This window comes from Humidesulfovibrio mexicanus, assembly GCF_900188225.1.
GTDB classification, from domain to species: domain Bacteria; phylum Desulfobacterota; class Desulfovibrionia; order Desulfovibrionales; family Desulfovibrionaceae; genus Humidesulfovibrio; species Humidesulfovibrio mexicanus.
This window is the reverse complement of record NZ_FZOC01000001.1, coordinates 708,333-732,017: the sequence shown is the minus strand read 5'-3', so window position 1 is coordinate 732,017 and position 23,685 is coordinate 708,333. Positions and strand designations below refer to the sequence as shown.

At 68.2% G+C, this 23,685-nt stretch carries 26 protein-coding genes; 17 read left to right on the top strand and 9 right to left on the bottom strand.

The window, feature by feature from the left end:
- Positions 1-112 precede the first annotated feature (112 nt).
- The 3 genes from CHB73_RS03480 to CHB73_RS03470 are packed head-to-tail and all read left to right on the top strand — an operon-like array spanning position 113 to position 1,708.
- Entirely contained in the window at positions 113-643 is a 531-nt protein-coding gene (locus CHB73_RS03480) for a hypothetical protein (RefSeq protein ID WP_089272090.1), read from the top strand.
- A gap of 31 nt (positions 644-674) precedes the next feature.
- Positions 675-1,118, top strand: a complete 444-nt coding sequence (locus CHB73_RS03475) for a DUF2059 domain-containing protein (RefSeq protein ID WP_089272088.1) — start codon at positions 675-677, stop codon at positions 1,116-1,118.
- 41 nt (positions 1,119-1,159) lie between these two features.
- Entirely contained in the window at positions 1,160-1,708 is a 549-nt protein-coding gene (locus CHB73_RS03470) for a DUF2059 domain-containing protein (RefSeq protein WP_089272086.1), read from the top strand.
- Between the two features lie 12 nt (positions 1,709-1,720).
- Here the strand turns inward: CHB73_RS03470 and radC are convergent, their stop codons facing one another.
- The 7 genes from radC to CHB73_RS03435 form a co-directional block, all read right to left on the bottom strand.
- Positions 1,721-2,440: a RadC family protein gene (gene radC / locus CHB73_RS03465; protein WP_089272084.1), complete on the bottom strand. Its 720-nt coding sequence runs from the start codon at positions 2,438-2,440 to the stop codon at positions 1,721-1,723.
- Positions 2,437-3,492, bottom strand: a complete 1,056-nt coding sequence (locus CHB73_RS03460; RefSeq protein WP_089272082.1) for a DNA polymerase III subunit delta — start codon at positions 3,490-3,492, stop codon at positions 2,437-2,439. Before CHB73_RS03460 ends, radC begins: the two co-directional genes overlap by 4 nt.
- A gap of 10 nt (positions 3,493-3,502) precedes the next feature.
- Positions 3,503-4,051 carry an LPS assembly lipoprotein LptE gene (lptE, locus tag CHB73_RS03455; RefSeq protein WP_089272080.1) on the bottom strand — a complete coding sequence of 183 codons (549 nt, stop codon included), beginning with the start codon at positions 4,049-4,051 and terminating at the stop codon, positions 3,503-3,505.
- 22 nt (positions 4,052-4,073) lie between these two features.
- On the bottom strand, positions 4,074-6,584 hold the full coding sequence (gene leuS, locus CHB73_RS03450) for a leucine--tRNA ligase (protein ID WP_089272078.1): 2,511 nt from the start codon (positions 6,582-6,584) through the stop codon (positions 4,074-4,076).
- 33 nt (positions 6,585-6,617) lie between these two features.
- Positions 6,618-7,160, bottom strand: a complete 543-nt coding sequence (gene nusB, locus CHB73_RS03445; RefSeq protein ID WP_179216872.1) for a transcription antitermination factor NusB — start codon at positions 7,158-7,160, stop codon at positions 6,618-6,620.
- 83 nt (positions 7,161-7,243) lie between these two features.
- The gene (ribH, locus tag CHB73_RS03440) at positions 7,244-7,714 is read right to left on the bottom strand and encodes a 6,7-dimethyl-8-ribityllumazine synthase (protein WP_089272074.1); all 471 of its coding nucleotides are present in this window, start codon (positions 7,712-7,714) and stop codon (positions 7,244-7,246) included.
- Positions 7,715-7,744: 30 nt separating this feature from the next.
- Positions 7,745-8,962 carry a bifunctional 3,4-dihydroxy-2-butanone-4-phosphate synthase/GTP cyclohydrolase II gene (locus CHB73_RS03435; protein WP_089272072.1) on the bottom strand — a complete coding sequence of 406 codons (1,218 nt, stop codon included), beginning with the start codon at positions 8,960-8,962 and terminating at the stop codon, positions 7,745-7,747.
- A 263-nt stretch (positions 8,963-9,225) separates the two neighbouring features.
- Between CHB73_RS03435 and CHB73_RS03430 the strand changes: the two genes are divergently transcribed.
- Entirely contained in the window at positions 9,226-9,573 is a 348-nt protein-coding gene (locus CHB73_RS03430) for a cytoplasmic protein (protein WP_089272070.1), read from the top strand.
- Between the two features lie 34 nt (positions 9,574-9,607).
- Here CHB73_RS03430 and CHB73_RS03425 read toward each other — a convergent pair whose 3' ends face one another.
- Positions 9,608-10,813, bottom strand: a complete 1,206-nt coding sequence (locus tag CHB73_RS03425; RefSeq protein ID WP_089272068.1) for a DUF2325 domain-containing protein — start codon at positions 10,811-10,813, stop codon at positions 9,608-9,610.
- Positions 10,814-11,120: 307 nt separating this feature from the next.
- On the opposite strand from CHB73_RS03425, the gene CHB73_RS03420 reads away from it, so the two are divergent.
- The 12 genes from CHB73_RS03420 (at position 11,121) to CHB73_RS03365 (ending at position 22,089) form a co-directional block, all read left to right on the top strand.
- The gene (locus tag CHB73_RS03420) at positions 11,121-11,666 is read left to right on the top strand and encodes a cysteine hydrolase family protein (RefSeq protein ID WP_089272066.1); all 546 of its coding nucleotides are present in this window, start codon (positions 11,121-11,123) and stop codon (positions 11,664-11,666) included.
- A gap of 143 nt (positions 11,667-11,809) precedes the next feature.
- Positions 11,810-12,415: a cysteine hydrolase family protein gene (locus CHB73_RS03415; protein WP_089272064.1), complete on the top strand. Its 606-nt coding sequence runs from the start codon at positions 11,810-11,812 to the stop codon at positions 12,413-12,415.
- The gene (locus CHB73_RS03410; RefSeq protein ID WP_089272062.1) at positions 12,373-12,621 is read left to right on the top strand and encodes a hypothetical protein; all 249 of its coding nucleotides are present in this window, start codon (positions 12,373-12,375) and stop codon (positions 12,619-12,621) included. Before CHB73_RS03415 ends, CHB73_RS03410 begins: the two co-directional genes overlap by 43 nt.
- Before the next feature lie 2 nt (positions 12,622-12,623).
- Complete coding sequence (locus CHB73_RS03405; RefSeq protein ID WP_089272060.1) at positions 12,624-14,174, top strand: SDR family oxidoreductase; 1,551 nt, start codon at positions 12,624-12,626, stop codon at positions 14,172-14,174.
- On the top strand, positions 14,171-15,379 hold the full coding sequence (cbiD, locus tag CHB73_RS03400; protein ID WP_235641490.1) for a cobalt-precorrin-5B (C(1))-methyltransferase CbiD: 1,209 nt from the start codon (positions 14,171-14,173) through the stop codon (positions 15,377-15,379). Before CHB73_RS03405 ends, cbiD begins: the two co-directional genes overlap by 4 nt.
- Before the next feature lie 8 nt (positions 15,380-15,387).
- A complete protein-coding gene (gene cbiE, locus CHB73_RS03395; RefSeq protein WP_089272058.1) occupies positions 15,388-16,623 on the top strand; it encodes a precorrin-6y C5,15-methyltransferase (decarboxylating) subunit CbiE in 1,236 nt (411 codons plus the stop codon).
- Between the two features lie 5 nt (positions 16,624-16,628).
- Entirely contained in the window at positions 16,629-17,678 is a 1,050-nt protein-coding gene (locus CHB73_RS03390; protein WP_143337298.1) for a cobalt-precorrin 5A hydrolase, read from the top strand.
- Positions 17,679-18,461: a precorrin-3B C(17)-methyltransferase gene (gene cobJ, locus CHB73_RS03385; protein ID WP_089272054.1), complete on the top strand. Its 783-nt coding sequence runs from the start codon at positions 17,679-17,681 to the stop codon at positions 18,459-18,461.
- 165 nt (positions 18,462-18,626) lie between these two features.
- Positions 18,627-19,025: a cytochrome c3 family protein gene (locus tag CHB73_RS03380; RefSeq protein ID WP_089272052.1), complete on the top strand. Its 399-nt coding sequence runs from the start codon at positions 18,627-18,629 to the stop codon at positions 19,023-19,025.
- 68 nt (positions 19,026-19,093) lie between these two features.
- A complete protein-coding gene (locus CHB73_RS03375) occupies positions 19,094-20,872 on the top strand; it encodes a hypothetical protein (protein WP_089272050.1) in 1,779 nt (592 codons plus the stop codon).
- 275 nt (positions 20,873-21,147) lie between these two features.
- Positions 21,148-21,327 carry a hypothetical protein gene (locus CHB73_RS03370; RefSeq protein ID WP_089272048.1) on the top strand — a complete coding sequence of 60 codons (180 nt, stop codon included), beginning with the start codon at positions 21,148-21,150 and terminating at the stop codon, positions 21,325-21,327.
- 3 nt (positions 21,328-21,330) lie between these two features.
- Complete coding sequence (locus tag CHB73_RS03365; RefSeq protein ID WP_089272046.1) at positions 21,331-22,089, top strand: ubiquinone/menaquinone biosynthesis methyltransferase; 759 nt, start codon at positions 21,331-21,333, stop codon at positions 22,087-22,089.
- Here CHB73_RS03365 and CHB73_RS03360 read toward each other — a convergent pair.
- The gene (locus tag CHB73_RS03360; RefSeq protein ID WP_089272044.1) at positions 22,086-22,286 is read right to left on the bottom strand and encodes a DUF2065 domain-containing protein; all 201 of its coding nucleotides are present in this window, start codon (positions 22,284-22,286) and stop codon (positions 22,086-22,088) included. The genes CHB73_RS03365 and CHB73_RS03360 overlap by 4 nt on opposite strands.
- 73 nt (positions 22,287-22,359) lie before the next feature.
- Between CHB73_RS03360 and CHB73_RS03355 the strand changes: the two genes are divergently transcribed.
- Positions 22,360-23,682 carry a nucleotide sugar dehydrogenase gene (locus CHB73_RS03355; protein ID WP_089272042.1) on the top strand — a complete coding sequence of 441 codons (1,323 nt, stop codon included), beginning with the start codon at positions 22,360-22,362 and terminating at the stop codon, positions 23,680-23,682.
- Positions 23,683-23,685 lie beyond the last annotated feature (3 nt).

Sequence of the window (23,685 nt, the reverse complement as noted above, 5' to 3'; positions counted from 1 at the left end):
GTTGGCAGCGGTTATGGCCTGCCTTCATGGGAAGCCGGGGGTCTCGCAAGGTGCCCGGCCCTTGCCTTTCCCGTCAAAGCGTGCTTCCCTGCAGCAAACATCAGGAGGCCCCATGCGCCACCACTCCACGGTTTTTCCCCTCGCCCTGTGCCTTTGGCTCACAACCCTGGCCCCGATGGCGGCAGCCGCCGCGCAGGCAAAGGACATGGCCGGTCCGGACACGCCCCCCGACGCCGCCGTGCGCGAGTACATCGACCTCTTCGGCTATCGTGAGATGCTGGAACTGGGCGTGCGGCAGCAACTGGCCGCCGTGGTGGAGCTTGTGCGCCAGACCAGGCCCGAATTGCAGCCCGGCGTGTTGGAGCGTCTGCGAACGGAACTGGAGGGTGATGTGCGGGTCGAGTCCGAGCGCGGCGTGGCCGAGATGGTGCCCGTGTTCCAGCGCCGACTGAGCCGTCAGGACGTGGAGTACCTCATCGGCGTGGGCCGCGACCCCAGGATGCGGCGCATTGTGGCCCTGCAGCCGCAAATCGCCACGGACCTTGAGGGCATTGGCGAGCGCTTGAACGAGGCCGTGACGGCCAGGGCCGGACAGCGCATCCAGGAGCGCCTGCGCCAGTTGCGCCAGGGGCGCGAACTCTAGCTGCGGCATTGGGCCGCGCGGGAGGGGGACCATGGACGCGATGGAGGAGCTGCGGGCCAAATGGGCCAAGCGCCAGGTGGGCGCCGAGCGGCGCGCGCTGGTGGCCGATCTGTTTCACGTCTTGCGGGACGATGCCGCGCTGCTCGGCCTTGTGAACGCGTGGGACGCCAGGATGTGGGGCCTTCGCCCGGACATTGCGCCCCAGCGCAGGGATGAGGCCCGGCAACTGCTCGTTCGCGCCCTGAGCCGCAGCATGTCGGCCCCCGGCGGCCTGGCCGACCAGCTGGAATCCAGGGTGGCGCACCTGTTCACCGAGGACGAGGTGCGTGAACTGACCGCCTTTCTTTCCACGCCCCTGGGCCAGAAGTCGAGGGTGCTGCTGGGATCGCTTGAAAGCATCCTGGACCTGGGCCTGGAGCGGATGCTTGCGACCGCCATGACCGAACTCGACCTTTCAGGGAGCGGCACAGGCTGATCCCCGCCCGAACCAATCCACAACAGACCGGAGACCACACCATGACTGCGAAAACATGCTGCGCCGCACTGGCGCTTGGTTTGGCGCTTTTGTTTCCCGCTGCCCCGTTGCGCGCCGAGACCCTGACCCCGGAGAAGCGCCAGGAGGTGCTGCGCCTGGTGGAGGCGCTTGGGGGAAACGAAATGATCGACCAGTGCGTGCGCCAGAACATGGAGCTGGTGAAGAAGCTGCGGCCGGACATCCCGGCGGACAAGATGCCTGTGGTGGAGCGGGAGATCGCCGCGCTGCTGCGGGAGAAGATCGCCGCGCCCGGCGGCCTTGCCGAGCAGGTCATGCCCGTGTTTTCCAAGCGTTTTACCGAGGCGGAGTTGCGCCAGCTCGCCGCGTTTTACGAATCGCCCGTTGGCCGCAAGGCCGTCGCGGTGCTGCCGCAGGCCCTGCGCGAGGCTCGCGACGTGGCCCAGCGCACGGCCATCGGGTTCATTCCGGAGATCAGCCAGCGGGTGACCGACACCCTGAGGCGCGAGGCGGGAAATGGCGCGTCCGGCCGTGGCGAGGCCGCCGTGTCGGGCTTGCGGGGGACCATCTAGACGCGGATTGCGCTACAGCAGCCCGGCGTCTTGGAAGCTGAAATGCCGTGTTTCGGCCACGATGACGTGGTCCAGCACGCGCAGGCCCAGCTCTTGTGCGGCGCGGACCATGCGCCGGGTAAGCTCGCGGTCCTGCACCGAGGGGTTTGGGTCGCCGCCGGGGTGGTTGTGCGCCAGGATGACGCCGGAGGCCTGGTGCTTGAGGGCCAGGGCCAGCACTTCGCGCGGGTACATGGGGGTTTCGTCCACCGTGCCCCTGCCCACGCGCTCCCAGGCCACCAGGCGGTTCTTGTTGTCCACCAGCGCCACCCAGAACTCCTCCACGCCCAGGTGCCCGATGCGCGCGCGCGCCGCCTCGGCCACCACCTCGGGGCCGGAAAATACCTGGCGCTCGCGCACCGGGGCCTCGCCCAGGCGGGCGAACAGTTCGCGCAACAGCTCCCAGTGGCCAAGCAGCCCCTCGCCGAAGCCGGGCAGCTCGCGCAGGGCGTCGGCGCGCGCGTTCATGGCTTCCCGAAGGGTGCCGAAGCGCGCCAGCAATGCCTTGGCCAAGGGTTTGGTGTCGCGGCGGGGCAGCACCTGGCCGAGCAGCAGCTCAAGCAGTTCATAGTCCGCCAAGGCCTTGGGCTCGACAAGCAGCCGCTCGCGCAGCCGCTGGCGGTGCCCCAGGTAGTGCGGGGCAGGGGACTCGGCGGCCGAGGCCGCAGCTTTGGCCGCGCGCGGCGGGCTCACCCAGGGCCTCCGCCCCGGGCGGAGGGGCCGTCCTGGCCCGAGAGCAGGGCTGAAAGCTCAGCCACGTAGGACTCCAGGGTGTCGTCGGGCCGCCGGGTGCCGCCGATGACTCCGAGCTGGGCGTCCAAGGTCAGCTCAATGACCTGGGCGATGCCTGCGCGTCCGAGCCTGCGCGCCATCTGCGCCAGGGCGGGCTTGTCGCGCGGGTTCATGCGCACCTTCTGCTCCTCGCCCTCGTTGAGCATCCACATCTGCCGGGCCTGCCAGGCGACGTAGCCCAGCAGCTGGAACAGGATTTTGTCCCCGCCGGGGCGCAGGTGGTCGTCCAGCACGCGGGCCCACACCGCCCGCGCGGACTGCGGGTCCCGGCCTGGAGGAACGGCCAGCGCGCGCATGAAGTCGAAGAACTCCATGTCGCCGTGCGGGGCCACAAGTTCGGCCATGGCTGCGGTGACGCGGCCGGATTCTCCGGCGGCCAGCTCCAGCTTGTCCAGCTCGAGCCCGGCGGCCAGGGCGTCGTGGGGCAGGGCGGCGGCCAGCGCCTGCCGGGCAGGGGCGTCAAGGGCAAGCCCCTTTTCGGTGGCCCAGCGGTCGATGAATTTCCCAAGCGTGGACTCGGTGAGACCGGGCGACTGCCAGATCCAGGCGTTCTTTTCCGCCGCCTGCCACAGTCCGCGTTTGGTGAGAAAGGCGGGCACTGGCGCTTGCTTGGAATCCTTCCAGCGGCCTTCCAGACAGAAGACGGGCAGCACCGTGGACGCCGCAAGGCCGATGGTTTCGTCCAACCGGTCCCACTGCTCGGCCTTAAGGGCGTCGGCCCGGCGCAGCACCAGCACCGTGGGTGTGGAAAAAAGGTTCTGGATGGTCAGCTCGCCCCAGTAGGCCTGGGGAAAGGGTTCGTCGTCGCCCCAGAAGATTTTGCGCGCGGTCCCGCCGCCCATGCCCTCGGCCAGCTTGGCCACCTGCCGACGCAAGAGCTCCGCGTCTGGACAGATGAGGACGCGGTGTCCCCTGCGGGCTGTTCGCTGGGTATTGGGCTGGGCCGGAGACATGGCCTGGCTCCTAGTAGTTTTCGGTCATGAGGTCGGCCATGCGCCGCATGAGCAGGTCGGTGACGCGCTGGTCCGCGCCGTCGGCGTCGCCGGGGTAGTAGGATTCGTCCTGGGTGATCTCCCCGGAGTCCCAGATGACCGAGCCGTCCGTGGCGCGCGTGACGCGGAACACCACCACGATGCCCGCGCTGAGCTTCACGGACTGGTCCGCCTCGCCGGACACGGCGGTGGAGCGCGTGTACTTCTTGATCGTGATGGTGAGCAGGCTGGTGGCCTTGGATTTGTCGGTCCAGGTCACCAGGCGGCGGCGGTTGAATTCGTCGCGCAGAAGCGAGCGCAGGCGCGGCTCAAGCCAGGCCTCGGTGGTGGGGTTCTCTACGCGCACCAGGGCCATCTGCCGGTATTCCGGGGCCAGACGGGAGGAGGGATCCTCGCCGTCGGCCGAAGCCTGGCCCGTGAAACGGTAGCCGCACCCGCCAAGGACCAGCGCCAGGGCAAGCAGCAGCAACGCCAGCGAGGGCGGAAACGCCGAAGCGCTGCGGAGCGGAACAGTGCGCATGAGGGGCCTCCCGTGGCGTGCGCTAGCCCGCCACCACGTTCACCAGCTTGCCCGGCACCACGATGAGCTTTTTGATGCTCTTGCCTTCAAGGTGCCTGAGGACGTTCTCGTGGGTCATGGCGAACTGGCGCACGGCTTCCTGGTCGGCGTCGGCGGCCACGTTGAGCCTGCCGCGCACCTTGCCGTTCACCTGCACCACCAGCTCGATCTCGTCCTTCACCAGGGCGGACGGATCGTGCTCGGGCCAGGGCGTGGTGGCCAGCTGGCCCTTTTGCCCCATGTTGGCCCACAGCTCCTCGCACAGGTGCGGGGTGACGGGCGAGAGCAGGACGAGCACCGTGGCCAGGGCCGAAGACAGCGCCTCCGGTCCGCCGGGAGCGTCCTTGAGGACGTCCTTTGCGGCGTACATTTCGTTCACCAGTTCCATGAGCGCGGCGATGGCCGTATTGAACTGGAACTTGTTCTCCATGTCGCGGGTGACGCGGCGCGCGGTGTCGTGCTCCTTGCGGCGCAGGTCCTTGACCGGGCCGGCCGGTTCGCCGCCCAGGGCGGAGACCGGGGCGCAGGGGGGCACGGCCTTGAGGGCTCCCGCATCGGAGAGGTCCTCGGCCAGGCGCCACACGCGGTTCAGGAAGCGGAAGGCCCCCTCGATGCCCGCGTCGCTCCACTCCAGGTCCTTTTCCGGCGGCGAGGCGAAGAGGATGAACAGCCTGGTGGCGTCGGCCCCGTATTTTCCGATCATGGAATTGGGGTCCACCACATTGCCCTTGCTCTTGCTCATCTTGGAGCCGTCTTTGAGCACCATGCCCTGGGTGAGCAGGTTCTTGAAGGGCTCGGCCTGGTCGGTGTAGCCCAGGTCGCGCAGCACCTTCACGAAGAAGCGGGAGTAGAGCAGGTGCAGGATGGCGTGCTCGATGCCGCCGATGTACAGGTCCACCGGGGTCCAGTATTTCAGCGCGGCGGGGTCGAAGGGCGCATCCTCGTTGCGGGCGCTTGTGTAGCGCAGGAAATACCAGCTGGACTCCATGAAGGTGTCGAAGGTGTCGGTCTCGCGCCGGGCCTTTGCGCCGCACTTGGGGCAGGCCACGTTGACGAAGGAGTCGAGCAGGGGCAGGGGGGAGCGGCCGTCTTCGCGCACCTGCGCGTCCTCGGGCAGGCGCACGGGGAGATCCTTCTCCGGCACGGGAACCAGGCCGCAGGACGGGCAATGCACCACCGGAATGGGCGCGCCCCAGAAGCGCTGGCGCGAAATGCCCCAGTCGCGCAGGCGATAGTTCACCGTGGGCTTGCCCAGGCCGGAGGCGCCCAGGTGCTCCACGATGGCCTTCTTGGCCTCCTCGTTGGGCATCCCGTCGAACCGCCCGGAGTTCACCAGCACGCCGGGCGCGCTGTAGGCCTCGGTCATGGACGCGGGGTCAAGAACCGCATCCTTGGGCTGGATGACCACCTGCATGGGCAGCGCGTACTTGCGGGCGAATTCGAAGTCGCGCTGGTCGTGCGCGGGCACGGCCATCACCGCGCCTGTGCCGTAGCCCATGAGCACGAAGTTGGCCACGTGGATGGGCATTTCCCGGCCGGTAAGGGGGTTTATGCAGTACGCGCCCGTGAAGACGCCTTCCTTCTCCAGGTCGTCGGCCCCGCGCTTGATGCGGTCCATGTTGGCCACATCGCGGCAAAAGGCGCGCACCTGGTCGGCCTTGTCGTAGCCCGCGATGAGCTGCTCCACCAGGGGGTGCTCGGCGGCCAGGCTCATGAAGGTGGCCCCGCACAGGGTGTCCGGCCGGGTGGTGAACACGGTTATGCCCAGGTCGCGGCCCTTGACCTGGAAGGTGAGCTCCGCGCCGATGCTCTTGCCGATCCAGTTCTGCTGCATGGTGAGCACGCGGTCGGGCCAGCCGCCTTCCAAAAGCTTCAGGTCCTCGATGAGCTCCTCGGCATAGGCGGTGATCTTGAAGAACCACTGCTCCAGCTGCTTCTGCTCAACTTCGCTGTCGCAGCGCCAGCAGCGGCCTTCCTCCACCTGTTCGTTGGCCAGCACGGTCTTGCAGCTCTCGCACCAGTTCACCGGGGAGTTTTTGCGGTAGGCCAGGCCCTTTTCCAGCATCTGCAGGAAAAAGCGCTGCTCCCACTTGTAGTATTCGGGGCGGCAGGTGGCCAGCTCGCGCCGCCAGTCGTAGGAGTAGCCAAGGCGCTTGAGCTGCGCGCGCATGTCCTTGATGTTCTGGTAGGTCCAGGCGGCGGGATGCGTCTTGTTCTTTATGGCGGCGTTTTCGGCGGGCAGGCCGAAGGCGTCCCAACCCATGGGGTGCAGCACGTTCATGCCGCGCATTCGCTTGTAGCGGGCCACCACGTCGGCGATGGAGTAGTTGCGCACATGGCCCATGTGGATTTTGCCGGAGGGATAGGGGAACATCTCCAGCACGTAGAACTTGGGCTTGGCCTCGTCGGCCTCGACCTCGAAGCAGCGGGACTCGTTCCAGTTCTGCTGCCACTTGCCTTCAACCCGCTGCGGATCGTATTTGCCGAAACCCATGGTGCGTCTGCCTCCCCGTGCTCTCGTGCGGCGCTATTTCTGCGCGCCGGTCTTGCGCGCGTCCGCGCCGCCGCACTGCTGCGGCTCAATCTTCTTGTCGATGCTCTTGCCCAGGTCGCCGAAGCGGCCCTGATCCACGGCGCGGGCCACGGCGTCCAGGATGCCGTTGACGAAGGCGCGCGAGTTTTCGTCGCCAAAGCCCTTGGCCAGCTCTATGGCCTCGTTGATGGCCACCTTGAGCGGAATGTCCTGCCGGTGCAGGATCTCGAAGAGCGCCAAGCGCAGGATGGCCAGCTCCACTTTGCCGATGCGGCTGATCTTCCAATGGTCGGAATGCTTGCCGATGACCTTGTCGATGTCGTCCAGGTGCTCGGTGATGCCCATGAACAGCTGCGAGGCGAACGTGACGGCATCGGGATTCTCGCAGTCCATGACGGCGGGATTGTCGGCGAAGGTGCGCCGGAGCGAGCCCTGGTCGTTTTTGAAGTGCGGGTTGAAGGCCAACCCGAAGAGCACCTGGAAGGCCAGGGTGCGTCCCTGCCTGCGGGCGCCTTTGCGCGTATCGGTTGTCGTCACCAGTGGCTCCTGAGGGCGGGGGCGCAGCCCCGTCCCGGTTCATGAAATGCGCCCGCGGGTTTGGTCCCGGCGGGCCGCGGCGATTAGATCTGGGCCGCCACGCGGGCGGTTTCGAGCATGGCCATGGCCGCGTCCACGCCCTTGTTGCCGGCCTTGCTGCCCGCACGTTCGATGGCCTGCTCGATGTTCTCGGTGGTGAGCACCCCGAAGCCCAGCGGCATGGCGTGCTCAATGCTTACCGCGGCCAGGCCCTTGGCGCATTCGTTCACCACCACGTCGAAGTGGGGGGTGGCCCCGCGGATCACCGCGCCCACGCAAACGATGCCGTCGTACTTGCCGCTTTGCGCCAGCTTCTTGGCGATGAGCGGCATCTCGAAGGCTCCGGGGATCTTGACGATGGTCAGGTCTTCGCGGCTGGCCCCGTGGCGGGTGAGCGCGTCCACCGCGCCGCCCACGAGCTTGTCCACGATGAAGTCGTTGAAGCGGCTGGCCACGATGGCCACCTTCAGCCCCTTGGCGTCAAGCTGTCCCTCGATGGTCTTGATGTGCGGCATGAGAGTCCTCCGTGGCGGAAATGGTGACGGCTATTTTTCGGTTTCGCCCAGATTGAGCAGATGGCCCATCTTCTCTTTCTTGGTCATGAGGTAGCGCTCGTTGACGGAGCAGGCGGTCATCTCGATGGGCACGCGCTCCACAACCTTGAGGCCGTAGCCCTCAAGCCCGACGATTTTCTTGGGGTTGTTGGTCATGAGCTTCATCTGGCTCACGCCGAGCGAGACCAGGATCTGCGCGCCGGTGCCGTATTCGCGCAGGTCGGGCTTGAAGCCGAGCTTCACGTTGGCCTCCACGGTGTCGTAGCCCTCGTCCTGCAGGTGGTAGGCCTTGATCTTGTTGCCCAGGCCGATGCCCCGGCCCTCCTGGCGCATGTAGAGCAGCACGCCCGTGCCCTCGTTCTTGATCATGCACATGGCCGCGGCCAACTGGTCGCCGCAGTCGCAGCGCATGGAGCCGAACACGTCGCCGGTGAGGCATTCGCTGTGCACGCGCACCAGCACGGGCTTGTCCGGGCGGATGTCGCCCATGAACAGGGCGATGTGCGTACGGGGATCGCCCTCGGCCTGGAAGGCGGCGGTCTTGAAATGCCCCCAGCGCGTGGGCAGTTCGGCCTCGGCGATCTTGGTCACCGCCTTGCCGCCGAACTTCATGCGGTGCTTGATGAGGTCGGACACGGAGCAAATTTTGAGGCCGTGCTCCTGGGCGAAGACCTGCAGGTCCGGCATCCGGGCCATCTGGCCATCGTCGCGCATGATCTCGCAGATGACGCCAGCGGGCTTGCACCCGGCCAACCGCGCGATGTCCACGCTGCCCTCGGTCTGCCCGGCGCGCACCAGCACGCCGCCGCTGCGCGCGCGCAGGGGGAACACGTGGCCCGGGGTCACGATGTCGTTCGGCTTCACGCCGTCGGCCACGGCGGTCAGGATGGTGTGGCTGCGGTCAAAGGCGCTGATGCCCGTGGTCACGCCTTCGCGGGCCTCGATGGAGACCGTGAAGTTGGTGCCGAACTTGGACTGGTTCGATTGCGCCATGAGCGGCAGCTCAAGGCGGTCGATCATGGCCGGCTCCATGGCCAGGCAGATGAGTCCGCGGCCATGTTTGGCCATGAAATTGATGATTTCCGGGGTGGTATTTTCCGCCGCGACCACGAGGTCGCCCTCGTTTTCGCGGTCCTCGTCATCTACCATGATGACCATCCGGCCCTGCCGGATGTCCTCGATGGCTTCCTCTATGGTGCACAGGGGCATGGATGAACCTCTCTTTGGCGGGCGCGGCACGGACGCGGGGTCTGCCGAACCGGATTCTCAAACAACGGAACCTGTTTGCTTACCTGAAAAGCAGACGAAGGGGAAGTGAGAATTTATGCTCATAAAAACGGTGGGTTGTCTTGTCACCCTGTCCGGTTCGCGTGGGTTGCGGAACGCTCCGCGCGGGGCTATGCTGCCCATACTCATCGCCAGGGGCTTCACGCATCCCTGGCCGCGACCCAAAGCCGGACAAGGAGACCGCCATGCAGGATACTGTGCTGTTCGCCTTCCGCGACGATCCGCTCTGTTTCGTCCACGTGTTGTTGAACGCCCTTGATCTGGACGCCAAGGGCGCGCGGGCGGGCATTGTGCTTGAAGGGGGCGCCACCCGGCTTGCGGGGCCGATGGCCGAGGCGGGACATTTCCTGAATCCCCTGTACCGCAAGGCGCGCGAGCGGGGGCTCCTGTTCGGCGCGTGCCGGGCCTGCTCGAACAAGCTGGGCGCGCTGGCCGCAGTGGAGGCGCTGGGGCTGCCCCTGCTTGACGACATGAGCGGGCACCCGTCCATTGCGGGCTACCAAGCCCAAGGGTACGCGGTGCTGATCTTCTAGCCAGGCGGGCAGGGGGCTTCGGGCCCCCTTCGCCCTACTGGCACGCCTGGTCCAGCGCCGCAAGCGAGGACGCCAGGCTTGAAAGCCCGGACGAGCGCGCGAAGAGCACCGGCTTCATGCTGCCGCGGCACATGCGTTTCACCAACGCGCAGGCGTCGTGGCTCACGCAGTCCACGGGGCAGACCACGGCGTCGGCCTTGGAAAGCAGCTGCTGCAGGTGCTGGGAGGACTGCTCCACGCCGCCGTCGTGGTGCAGCACTTGGCAGCCGAAGCGTTCGCCGAGCATTCTATACTGCCCCTTGAGCCCGCTTCTGCCGCCGACGTACAACACGCACTTGCCGCGCAAATGCGGGCAGGGGCAATTTTCGGGGTTGCTGCAGGCCCCGCCGCAGGGGGGCATCTGCTTGGGCTGGAGGTTTTCCAGCAGGGCCAGCTCCAGGGCGGCCACCTCGCGGTCGCGCTCTGCCAGCTGGTTGCGCAGAAGCGCCTCCTCGCGATAGTTGCCTTCAATGATGAGGGTCTGGCGGCGGGTTTCGGCCTGTGCGTCCAACAGTCTGTCCTGCACCTGCTCCAACTGTCCCAAGAGGGCTTCCCGGTCCTGCGTCAGCTCGGCCACGCTGCGCGATTCCAGCATCTCCCGCAGGCTCACCCGTTCGCGTTCGGCCTTTTCCCGGCGGGCGCGTTCGGCGGCCAGCTCGCGCTCAAGCTCCATGGTGCGGCGCTTCCAGACGGCCACGGCTTCGCGCAGCACGTTCTTGCGTTCGGCAAGCGCGGCCTCAAGGCGCTCCACCTTGGCCTGGGTCTCTGCCAGGCGGCGCAGGTCGGCGCGGGTGCTGGCGCCCACCAGGTGCGAAAGCATGTGCACCTCGCCGTAGATGCGCGCGATGAGCTGCTCGCTGGCGCCGTTGTGCCGCATGACGGACCAGAACGCGCCGGGGATGTCTCCCGCGTCGGCCATTTCGGACCACAGGGCCCACAGGGCCTCGTCGCCCTGGGTGTGGTCAAAGCGCTTCATCTGCCGGGCGAACTTGCGGTCCAGATACTTCTGCACGATTTTCGCCGGCTTGTCCGAGCGCTTGGCCAAGGTGACGAAGCAGCCGTGCAGTTCGTAATCCGTGGCGCCCGGCGGCAGAATGAGCTGCACGCGCGCCCCCAGCTTGCGCAGTTCGGCCGTGGAGAGGCAGGTGCCCACGATGGGACAGGCGTAGTCCGGATGGTCCCACATGTTTGGCTTCAGCATATCGCGCCTCCTCGTTTCGAGGGCTGCGGCCTGCCGGGAACGTGCGCGGACAGGCCGTTTGGGTTGTGTTCTGGCCGCGTGGCGGCTTCGCCATCAGTCTTAATTGAAAATGAAGTTCATTGTCAAGTCTTCTTGAAAAACGTTGCTGCTCGTTTGTTTTCGTGTGACCAAAAACCATTCCGAACAGCTATTGCAAGCCATTCGACAGGCGGCGCACCGGCAGGGCGGTCCATTGGCCGCTTGGGCTTACGGGGAGATGCTGCTACAGTCGGCGAAACACCAGCGGAGAAAAACTTGGAGGAAGGGCATGAGTGATGCGCTTGTCATCATCGACATCCAGAACGACTATTTCCCCGGCGGCCGCATGGAGCTTGAGGGGGCCGATGCGGCAGGCAGCGAGGCGGCGTTGCTGCTGGAGCGCTGGCGCGGGGCGGGGCAGCCCGTGTTCCATGTGCGCCACGAGAGCATACGCCCCGGCTCGACCTTCTTCCTGCCCGGCACGCCCGGCGCGGAGATCCGCCAGTGCGTGGCCCCGCAGCCCGGGGAGCCCGTGGTGCTCAAGCATTTTCCCAGCGCCTTCCGCGACACCTGCCTGCTGGACATGTTGCGCGCCCAGGGTGTGCAGCGCCTGACCTTCTGCGGCATGATGACCCATATGTGCGTGGACACCAGCGTGCGCGCGGCCTTTGACCTGGGCTTCGCCTGCCGCCTCGCCGCCGATGCCTGCGCCACGCGCGCCCTGTCCCATGGCGGGCAGAGCGCCAGTGCCGCTCAGGTGCAGACGGCGTATCTGGCCGCCTTGGGCGCGGTGTTCGCCCAGGTCTCGACTGCCGCCGAACTGGATCCGGCCTGAGCGTTTGCGTGGCCGTCCGCGGGGTTGCGCACCCTGGGAAAATCGGGACAAGCCCCCCTCGCCGGGCTGGACATGCTCGTCAAAGGTGGTAGGGAGCCCCCCGGACGCATTGCGCCCGGCATGAAAGACGAGCGAGGTAGGCAATGAACGAGGCGCTGATTCTCATCGACATCCAGAAGGACTATTTCCCCGGCGGCCGCATGGAGCTTGCGGACGCTTCCGCGGCGGCGGAAAAGGCCGCCTTTGTGTTGGCCCGCTTCCGCGCGGCGCGCAAGCCCGTGGTGCATGTGCGGCACGAGAGCATCCAGCCCGGAGCGACGTTTCTGCTCAAGGGCGGCGACGGCTCGGAGCTGCATCCGCTGGTGGCCCCCCTGCCTGGCGAGACCGTCATCAGCAAGCACGACCACAACTGCTTCCGCCACACGGATCTTATGGCCGTATTGCAGCGTTTTTCCGCTTCCCGGTTGACCATTTGCGGGATGATGACGCATATGTGTGTGGATACCGGCGTGCGCGCCGCCTTTGACCTGGGCTTTCACTGCCGCCTGGTGGCCGACGCCTGCGCCACCCGCGATTTGGAGCACGAGGGGCGCACCGTGGCCGCGGCCGACGTGCAGGCCGCCTATGTGGCTGCCTTGGGGGCGGTGTTCGCACGGGTGTCCACGGCCGCTGATATCGACGTACTGCGAAAATGGAGGGTCCGTTCATGTCCCGCAAACCCGTTCCTGCCGGCCTCTGGGCCGCATTGATTCTGGCCGGTCTGCTTTCCGGCTGCCTGCCCAAGACCAAGGACTGGGTCCACCCGCAGATGGCCGACCCGCGCAAGGAGGACCGCCTCTTTGAGGAGGACACCGCGTTCTGCGAAGGCAAGATCGGGGCGCAGGTCCAGGGCGCGGACCGCGACAAGGCCATGGCCGACTGCTTGGGCCGCCTGGGCTGGCGGCCCAGGGAGTAGCCATGGAGGCCGGGCCTGTATTCATCGCCGGGGCCACGGGGTATGTGGGCGGCAGGCTTGCCCCGCTGCTTCTGGCGCGGGGCGAGAAGGTGCGCGCCGGGGTGCGCAGCCCGCGCAAGCTGTCCGGCCGTCCCTGGGGCGCACATCCGAATCTGGAGATATGCCGGGCCGACGTGACCGACCGGGCCAGCCTGACCGAGGCCATGCGCGGCTGCCGCGCGGCCTTCTACCTGGTCCATTCCATGGGCGCTGGCGGCGACTTCGCCAAGGCGGACCGCGAGGCCGCCCGCAACATGGCCCAGGCCGCCGCCGAGGCCGGGGTGGAGCGCATCATCTACTTGAGCGGCCTGGGCGACGATTCTCCCGGGCTCTCCGAGCACCTGCGCTCCCGCACCGAGGTGGGCCGCATCCTCTCCGAAGGCCCGGTCCCCGTGACCATTCTGCGCGCGGCGGTGATTCTGGGCTCGGGCAGCGCCTCCTTCGAGATCATCCGCAACCTGGTGGAGCGCCTGCCGCTGATGATCACTCCGCGCTGGGTGCGCACGCGCTGCCAGCCCATCGCCGTCAGCAACGTCCTGGGCTACCTCGTCGGCTGTCTGGACAATCCGGCCACGGCCGGGCTCACCCTGGACATCGGCGGGCCGGAGGTGGTGACCTACGCCGAGCTGTTCCGCATCTACGCGCACGCGGCGGGCATCCGCGCTCCGCTCATCATCCCGGTTCCCCTGCTTACGCCGACCCTGAGCGCCTTTTGGGTCAATCTCGTCACCCCGGTGCCCGCGCACCTCGTCCGTCCGCTCATCGAGGGCCTCAGGAACGAGGTGGTCTGCGCGGACCGGCGCATTCTGGACCTTGCGCCGCAGAGGCTCCTCACCTGCCGCGAGGCCATTGCGCAGGCGCTTTCCGAGGCCTGGGAAGGCCCTGCGCCCAGCTGCTGCTACGATGCGGGCCAGGCCTGCGCCCCGGACTTTTTGCCCGGTCGCACCAGTTGCCCGGCGGAGTGGACAAGGCCCGGCGACGCCCCCTTTGCCGGGGGCATGCTCTTCACCGCCGACTACGCCGCCGTGCTGGACGCGCCGACGGCCCGCGTGTGGGACGCGGTGGAGCGCATTGGCGGGGGCACGGGCTGGTACGCTGGCGACCCGCTCTGGCGGCTGCGCGGCTTGGCCGACAAGCTGCTGGGCGGGCCGGGGCACTTGCGCGGCCGCCGGGATTCCGAACGCCTTGGGACGGGGGACGCCTTGGACTTCTGGCGCGTGCTGGACGTGACGCCGGGCGAGCGGCTTTTGCTGCTGGCGGAGATGAAGCTGCCCGGCGCGGCCACCCTGGAGCTGCGCACCACCCCCCGGAACAGCGACGGCCGCGAGGCCACCCGCCTGGAGCTTTTGACGAGCTTCCGCCCGCGCGGGCTGTGGGGCCTGGCCTACTGGTGGAGCATGTACCCGGCCCATGGGCTGCTGTTTCCCGCAATGCTCAAAAATATCGCCCGGGCGGCCCACGCGCCGGTGTTGGAAGGCCCGGTCCGTCTGGAATCCGGAAAGGAATCCGTGTGAGAAAAACAGCCGCCGCCCCCCTGCGCGAGGGCTTCACCACCGGAACGGCGGCCGCCGCCGCAGCCAAGGCCGCCACGCTGTACGCTCTCGCCGCGACCGCGCCGGAGATGGTCGAGGTTCCCCTGCCGCCGCCCAACCAGGGCCGCCTCTGCGTCCCGGTGCTGAGCGCCGCCGAGGACGGCATGGGCGTGCGCGCCGTCGTGGTCAAGGACGCGGGCGACGACCCCGACGCCACCCACGGAGCGCGCATCGAGGCCCATGTGATCCTGGACCCGGCCTTTTCCGGCGCCGGGCCGCACGTGCTCATCGGTGGCGGCAAAGGGGTGGGCACCGTGACCCTGCCCGGCCTGCCCGTGCCCGTGGGCCGCGCGGCCATCAACCCCGGCCCGGAGGCGCAAATCCGCGCCAGCGTGCTGGAGGCCCTGCCAGAAGGCTACAACGGCATCGCGCTTGTGGTCATAGAGGTGCCTGGGGGGGAGGACATGGCCCGCCGCACCCTGAACCCGCGCCTTGGCGTCACCGGCGGCATCTCCATCCTGGGCACGGGCGGCGTGGTGCGGCCGTACAGCCACGGGGCCTGGGCCGAGTGCGTCTCGCGCAGCCTGGACGTGGCCCGCGCCGCCGGGCACGCCTGCGCGGTGATGACCACCGGCCGCAGGAGCGAGCGGCTGTTTTTGGAGCGCCATCCCTTTGCGCCGGAGCTGTGCCTGGTCCAGGCTGCGGACTTCTACGCCCACGCCCTGTGCGCCGCGGCGGAGCGCGGCTTCGCGATCGTCGTCTGGGCCGTATTTTTCGGCAAGCTGGTCAAGCAGGCGCAGGGGCTCGCCAATACCCACGCCCACGGCGAGGCCATCGACTTCGCCCGGCTCGCCGCGCGCGCTGCCGATGCCGGGGCGGACCGCGCCGCGGCCACGGCCATCGCCGGGGCCAACACGGCGGCCCAGGCCCTGGCGCTTTTGCCGCCAGACGCGGCGCGGCGGCTGACCTCCCTGCTTGTGGGGGACGCCATGGCCGCTGCGGCCCGGCATCTGCGCGAGGCTGGCCTTGCCCCCCTGGACGTGCGCTACGTGGTTTTCGACATTTCCGGTCAGGACACCGGGAAAAACGCCGGGGGCCAGGACGGGAGCATCCTCCATGCCGATGGGATTGCGCCCGCGCTGTTTTCCGTGGATTCCCCCCTTCACCCCGGCGCGGGTTCGCGGTAAGGGTGCCCATGTTCGAGAAACGCCAGAACCCCGTGCATGTGGTGGGCCTTCGGCCCGGAGACCTTACGCCCCCGCCGGGCGTGGAGGACATCCTGGCCCGTGCGCAGGTGCTGGTGGCCGGGCGCAGGCTGCTGGACGCGGCTCCGCGCTGCTGTCGGCCCGAACGCGACATTCCCGTGGCCGGAGCGCTTTCGCCCATCCTGGACGAGATCGCCCGCGAGCGTGCGGCGGGCAAGGCCGTGGTGGTGCTGGCCGACGGCGATCCGCTGTTCTTCGGCCTGGGCAAGCGGCTCATCGAGGCGCTGGGCGCGGCCCGCGTGGTGGTGCACCCCAACCTGTGCACCCTGCAGATGGCCGCCGCGCGCGTGGGCCTGCCCTGGCACGACGTGCGCGTGGTCTCCCTGCACGGCAGAAGCGACTTCACGCCGCTTTTCGCCGCCCTGGCCCGCTTTGAGCGCATCGCCGTGTTCACCGACCCCGAGCGAGGCCCGGCGGCGGTGGCCCAGGCGCTTCTGGAGCGCGGCGTGGTGGACGCCCAACTCGTCGTTTTGGAAAATCTGGGCACCCCCGGCGAAACCGCCCGCCGCCTGCGCATGGAAGAGGCCTGGGACCTGCCCTTTTCCGACCTGAACCTGGTGCTGGTGGAGCGCACCGCGCCGCCGGAGATCCCGCTGATGCTGGGCATCCCTGACCACTACTACTTCCACGAGAAGAGCCTCATCACCAAGCAGGCCGTGCGCGCGGCCGGGCTGTCCATGCTGGGCCTGCTGCCCGATTCCGTGGTCTGGGATCTGGGCGCGGGCTGCGGCTCCGTGGCCATTGAGGCCTCGCACCTGGCCCATGAGGGCCGCGTGTTCGCCGTGGAGCGCGAGCCGCGCCGCGCGGCCATGATCCGCGAGAACGTGCGGCGCATCGGGGCCTGGCTGGTGGAGACCGTGCAGGGCGAGATGCCCGAGAGCCTGGTGGAGCTGCCCGACCCGGACCGCGTGTTCATTGGCGGCGGCCTGGGCGAGAACACCCGCACCCTGGCCCATGCCTGCCGCAGGCTCAAGCCCGGCGGCCGCATCGTGGCCCACGCCATCCTGCTGGACACTCTCATGCGCGTGAAGGAGTATTTCCAGTCCCACAACTGGAACTTCGGCGTCACCCAGCTGCAGGCCAGCCACGCCGACCGTTTGGCCGGGGACTTCATGCTGCGCGCCCAGAACCCGGTGTTCATCATCTGGGCCGAGAAGCGCCTCTGAACGCCGTGGCCTCCCCACCGGAAACAGCCATCCACGCCTTGAGCGCCCAGGGCCTTGATCTGGCCCTGCGCATCGCCCCGGATCTGGACGCGCGTGTCTACGCCCCTGCGCGGCTCGCCGCCGGGCGCGAGGGCGTGGCGCCTTTTGCCGGGCTGGCCGCGCACATGGCCCGCGTGTTCCGCCAGCACCGGCGGCATGTGTTCGTGGCGGCCACGGGCATCGCCGTGCGCGCCGTTGCCCCGCACTTGCAGGACAAGGCGCGCGACCCGGCCGTGGCCGTGCTGGACCTGGCCGGGCGCTTCGCCGTGAGCCTGGTCTCCGGCCATGTGGGCGGAGCCAACGAGCTTGCGCGCGAACTGGCGCGGCTGACCGGAGCCACCGCCGTCATCACCACCGGCACCGATGCGGCTTGCCTGCCCGGCGTGGACGAATTGGCCGCGGCCAAGGGCATGGCTGTGGAAAACGCCCGCGCGGTGAAGGCCGTCTCGGCCGCATTGCTGGAGGGACGCCCGGTGCAGTGCTACGACCCCGAGGGACGGCTGCTTTGCGGCGACGACGCAGGGGGGCTGCTTGTCGCGACCGCGCCAGCGCACTGGGCCCCGGACGCGCCGGGGGTGTGGTGCCATTGGCAGGCGGGGGGGGCGTATCCGGGAACCTTCCGCGCCTATCCGCGCTGCCTGTGCCTGGGCCTGGGAAGCCGCCGGGGCGTGGGGGAGCGGGAAATTCTTGCGCACGTTGCGCACGTGTTTGCGCAGCACGGCCTGGCCCGGCAGAGCATCGGCCGGGTGGGCACTGCGGTCATAAAACGAGAGGATCCGGGTATTTGTGCGGCGGCTGCGGCCCTTGGCCCGGAAGTTGTATTTTTCGAGGTGGAGGCCCTGGCGGCGGTGGAGGCCGCCGGGCAGTCCGAGACGGTCAAGCGGCGCGTGGGGTCCGGGAGCGTGTGCGAGGCGGCGGCCTTGCTGCTCTCCGGAGCTCCGGCTCCGCTGGTGGACAAGGTCAAGGGCGAGGGCGTCACCTGTGCGGTGGCGCTTCTGCCCGTGAAAGGAGAGTGAGTGAACAGGCGCATCACGGTTGTCGGGCTTGGGCCCGGAGACGCGGCCTTGCTGCCGCCCATGGCCAGGCAGGCGCTCCTGCGGGCCCGCGCCATCGTGGGCTACAAGGGCTACATAGGCCTGCTGGAGCCGGAGCTGCTGGAGGGCAGGCAGGTGCTTTCCACGGGCATGACCGGCGAGGTGGAGCGCTGCAATGCGGCCATCGACCTGGCCGTTTCCGGCGTGGAGACGGCGGTGGTCTCCAGCGGCGACGCGGGCGTGTACGCCATGGCCGGGCTGGTGCTGGAACTCCTGGAGGCGCGCGGCCTGCTCGGGCAGGTGGACTTCGAGGTGGTGCCGGGCATTCCGGCCCTGTGCGCGGCGGCTGCGCTTTTGGGCGCTCCGCTCATGCACGACTTCGCCGTGGTGAGCCTCTCCGACCTGCTCACCCCCTGGGAGCAGATCGAGCGGCGGCTGGCGGCGGCGGCCGGGGCCGACTTCGTGGTGGTGCTCTACAATCCCCGTTCCGGCAGGCGCACGGACCAACTGCCCAGGGCCCTTGAGCTGCTGCGGGCGCACAAGCCCGGCGGCACGCCGGTCGGCCTGGTGAAGCGGGCCTTCCGGCCGGGGCAGGAGATTCTGGCCACCACGCTGGACGCGCTGGACCCGCAAGCCGTGGACATGCAGAGCATCGTGCTGGTGGGCAACGCCTCCACGAGGCTGGTCGGGGGGCGGCTGCTGACCCCGCGCGGCTATGCGGGAAAATATGCGCTTGCCGGGGGGGCTGCGGCGCCGGGATCGTGAAAAAAATCCCGGAAAAGTGCGCACCCTCCCTTGCCAGGGAACGCGTTTTGGGAGTATTTGCTTAAGTGTTCGTCTCGGAATGTTCCCCCGTTACACGGGGGAGGCTTCCCAAGGCTAGTGGTAGAGTGGAGTTCCCACGCATGTGAAGAAGGAGGATTGAGGAGCATGAAACGTTCTCTCTTTATGAGTCTGGTCGTCGCCGCCCTGGGCTGCGCCCTGGCGCTGCCCCTGTACGCGGCCCCCAAGGCCCCGGCTGACAGCTTTGTCTTCAAGGCCCCTGCGGGCATGAAGATGACCAAGTCGCTGGTGAAGTTCCCCCACAGCAAGCACGGTGCCGTGAAGTGCGCCGATTGCCACCACAAGAAGGACGCCAAGGGCAGCGAGTTTGCCAGCTGCGACACCAAGGGCTGCCACGACAACCTGACCGCCAAGCAGGGCAAGGATTCCTATTACGCCGCGTTCCACGGCAACAATCCCAAGTCCTGCCTGGGCTGCCACAAGGCCAAGAAGGCCGAGAAGCCCAACGTTCCCACCGCCTGCGACAAGTGCCACCCGAAGGCCTAGCAGGACGCCCGCTCACCAAGGGGGTTGCGCAAGCGGCCCCCTTTTTTTAACTCCCGGAGGCGAAGCCCATGCCGCCGACTTCTCGAGCTCCCGACGACGCCCTGGACCTTGACGCCCTCGACATGAAGGCCTCGGGGAAAAAACCAACGGCCAGCGAGAGCGATTTTGAAAAAGAGCTCGAAGCCCTCTTCGCCGAGGAGCTCGCCGCTGCGGACGAGACGCCCGCGTCCGCTCCGCCTGTGGGTGGCCCCGCGCCGGATCCTGCCGTTGCGCCCGCTTCCGCGCCTGTCTCCGAACCGGAGGACGAGCTGCTGGAACTTTCCCTGGGCGACTTGGTGGAGGATGCCTCTGCCGATGGGGATGACGACATCCTTGATCTGTCCGCCTTTGCCGAGGGCGCGGGTTCGGACTTGCTGTCCCCGCCGGAGGATGTGTCCGGCGGCAAGGACGGCGGCATCGACCTGGCCGGGCTGGATGACCTGATTTCCGGCCTGGGGGAGAAAGCCGCCGCGCCTGCCCAGCCTGCCGCGCCCGAGCCACTGGACAGCACCGACATGGCCGATCTGCTGGAGACCCTGGACGTTCCCGCCGCGGGACAGGCCGCCGCCGTGTCGGCCGCCCAGCCAGTCGAGCCTGCCGAACCCGCCGAGGATCTGCTGGAGCTTTCGCTGGGCGATCTGGTGGAAGAGAGCGCTGCCGCAACGCCGGAAGCCGAGGTCGCGGAGCACCCGGACGCAGCCGTGGCGGATGATGATCTGCTGGGCCTCACCCTGCCTGATCTTTCCGACCCCGAGCCGGGTCGCGACCTTGCGCCGGAGCAGGAGCCCGCCGACCTTGGCGGGGATCTGAACCTGTCCCTGCCGGATCTGGACGAGTCCGCGGAAGCCGTGGCGCCAGCCGGGCTGGAGACCATCCTTGATTCCGGCGACCTGGACATGAGCGGCCTCATGGAAGGCATTGAGAGTTCCGCCGGGGAACCGGAGCCCGAACGCTCCCTCGACCCCCAGGCCTTGCTCGACGAGCTGGCCGCGCCCGGGACCGCTCCGGTGGCCGGTCTTGAAGTCGAACCCGAAGCCGCGCCCGAAGTCGAACCCGAAGTCGAACCCGAAGTCGAGCCCGAAGTCGAGCCTGAGGCCGAGCTTGAAGTCGCGCCTGAGGCCGAACTGGCCCCCGCCGCTTTCGCCGCGCCCGAAGCGGAGCCGCTGGCGGAGGCGTCCGAATCGGCGCTTGAAGAACCGGCGCTTGAGGAGCCAATGCTTGAGGAGCCGGTGCTCCCCCTGGCCGACGCCGCCCTCGGCGTTGTGGCCGCTGGAGCGGCCTTTGCCGCTTCCGAAAGCCCGGCGGCCCCCGCCGCCTTGTCCGGGGAGGCCCTTGCAGCCATTGAGCAGCGTCTGGCCGAACTGGCCCTGCAGGTCACCGGCAGCAGCGTTGCCGTGGTGCGCCTTGAAGGGCAGCTGGCCGAGCGCGAGCGCGCCCTTTCCGACCTGGAAGCGCGCTTGCACGCCTCGCAGGAAGAGGCGGGCGCCCTGCGCGAGGAACTCACGGCCCTGCGTTCGCAGTTGGAGGCCGGACTGGAGTCCCGCCTGGCCGAGGCCGACCGCGAGGCCAACGCTGCGCGCGAGGAGGCCCGTGCGGCATCCGACGCCGCACAGGCGCTTGGGGCGCGCGTGGAAGGGGCCGAGAAGGCCGTCGCCGGGGCTGCGGAGCGTCTTGCCGTGGTGGAGGACCGCCAGGCCCAGCTGGACCGCGAGATCTTCTCCGAGATCTCTCGCGCGGTGCCGCGCGAGGCCGCCCGCGTCATCCGCGAGGAGATCGCCGCGCTGGCCGCCAGTATGCGCGACGAATAGCGCGCGCGCCGATCAACACCAAGGGGCCGCCTCCATTCCGGGGGCGGCCTTTTTGCGTCCGCACGCAGGGCGGTATTCCCTGCGCGCCGCACTCGACGAAGGGGGGGGCGGCGTGGTAGGGCTAACCACCAAACAAGGGGGGAGGGGCCTCGCAGGTTTTTTCCTCCTTCCCGCCCGGGGTCTCCCGCGTGGTGCGGTCGCGACCATTTCCCACCGGGCGGGTTTTCAGACAGTCAAGCCGGGCCTGCGCGTCCGGAAAGCGCAAGGGAGCGGGCATGGATTCGCTGGAGAAGCAGGCCCTGCAGGTGGCCAAGGAGATCGTGGTCAAGTTCATCGAGGTGGGCCGCATCTCTCCTGCCAATTTCGCCGAGCATTTCGCGGAGATATATTCCGAGGTCCTGCGCACCGTGAGCGGCGGCGCGCAAACGGCCGCGCCGGGGAAGAAGGACGCCTAGGCCATGCCGCATTCCACGGATCAGGAGCTGGCCCAGAAAGACCGGCTCCACGGCAGGCAGGTGGCGGCCATGTTCGGCCGCATTGCCCGCTGGTATGACTTTCTCAACCACACCCTGAGTCTGGGGCTGGATATTTACTGGCGCTGGCGCTTGGCCCGCGTGGCCTTGCCCAGGCCGGGCGGCGTGGTTCTCGACCTGGCCGCAGGAACCCTGGATGTCGCTCTGGCCCTGGTGCGCCAGTATCCTGGCGTGCGCGTGGCCGCAGTGGACTACACCCTGCCCATGCTGGCGGCGGGCAAGGGCAAGCTGTCACGCGGCCTGGATGGACAGATCATCCCTGTGCAGGGCGATGGACGGCAACTGCCCTTGGCCGACGAATCCGTGGACGCGGCCACCATCGCCTTCGGCATCCGCAACATCCGCCCGCGCATGGCCGCCCACAGGGAAGTGCTGCGCTGCCTCAGGCCCGGCGGCCGCTTTTGCATCCTGGAGTTCGGCACCGGCAGACGCAAGGTGTGGGGCGGGTTGTATAATTTTTATCTGGACAAGCTGCTGCCGCTTGTCGGCAGGCTGTTTTCCGGCGACCGCGCCGCCTATCGCTATCTGGCGGAGACCATTCGCGAGTTTCCGGATGAACGCCAGCTTTCGCGGGAGCTTATGGACGCGGGCTTTGCGCGCGTGTTTCACGTTGCCATGCTCTCCGGCATCGTGTACCTGCATGTGGCGCAAAAGGCGGGCGGCGACGGCCCGCAAAAGGACTAGAACGAGCGGCCCAGAGCCACCAGAAGCACGCCCAGGATCATGGATGTGAGGCCCAGCACGCGCAGCGCGCGCGGCGGCCTGCTGGCCAGGGTCAGCAGCACGGGCGGCATGCGCTCGGCCAGCAGAAAGTAGGGCAGCCCTTCCATGAGGAAGGCCAGGCCCAGGGCCACGAAGAAAAGGGGCCAGTCGAGGTTCATGCGCCCTTGTATCCGGGCGGACGCGGGTTGTCCACAGCGCCCTGCCCGATGAACCAGCGAGGAAGGAATGCACATGGGTTTGAAAGCGGGCATCGAGGATCTGCGCGCCGGGCGCGCCAGCGTGGCCGTGGTTGGCCTGGGCTACGTGGGCCTGCCCCTTGCCGTGGCCTTGTCGCGGCATTTTCCGGTCATCGGATTCGATATTTCCAAGAAGCGCGTGGAGGAGCTTGAGGCCGGGAGCGACCGCACCGGCGAGGTGCTTCCCGGCGACCTCAAGGCGGCCAAGGTCGCCTATACCTGCGACGCAGCCCGCCTGAAGGACGCCGCCGTGGTCATTGTGGCCGTGCCCACGCCCATAGACGAGCACCGCTCCCCGGACTTGCGGCCGGTCGTCGGCGCGACGAAGACCGTCGGCGCGAACCTGGCTCCCGGCGCGGTGGTGGTGTACGAGTCCACCGTGTATCCCGGCCTGACGGAAGAGGTGTGCGTGCCCCTGCTGGAGGAAACCAGCGGCCTCAAGTGCGGCGAGGGCTTCTTTGTCGGCTACTCGCCGGAGCGCATCAACCCCGGCGACCGCGCCCATACGCTGGAAACCATCACCAAGGTGGTGGCCGGGCAGGACGCCAAAACCGCGGACCTGCTGTGCGCGCTCTACGGCGCCGTGGTCAAGGCGGGCACTTTCCGGGCCTCCTCCATCAAAGTGGCCGAGGCGGCCAAGGTCATCGAGAACACCCAGCGCGACCTGAACATCGCCCTGATGAACGAGTTGGCGGCGATTTTCGACCGCATGGGCATCGACACCCTGGAAGTGCTTGAGGCCGCTGGCACCAAATGGAACTTTCTGCCCTTCCGGCCGGGGCTCGTGGGTGGGCACTGCATCGGCGTTGACCCGTACTACCTCACCTTCAAGGCCCAGGCTCTCGGCTTTTCGCCGCGCGTCATCCTGGCCGGGCGCGCCATCAACGACGCCGTGGGCGGCTTCATCGCCGAAACCTGCGTCAAGAAGCTCATCGCCGCCGATGTGAAGGTCAAGGGGGCGCGCGTGGGCGTGCTCGGCTTCACCTTCAAGGAAAACGTGCCCGATCTGCGCAACACCAAGGTCATCGATGTGGTGCGCGCGCTGGAGGACTATGGCGTGCGGGTGCTGACCACCGATCCCATGGCCGATGCGGACGAGGCCCGGCACGAGTACGGCATCGGGCTTTCGCCCGTCTCCGAACTGCGCGACCTGGACGCGTTGATCCTGGCCGTTGCGCACCGGCAGTACGCCGACCTCGGTTTCGAGGAACTGCGCGGCTGGTTCCGCCAGGGCGCGGCGCCCATCGTGCTGGACGTGAAGGGACATTTCGATCCGGCGGCGGCTGCTGCGGCCGGGTTCACCCTCTGGCGGTTGTAGGGC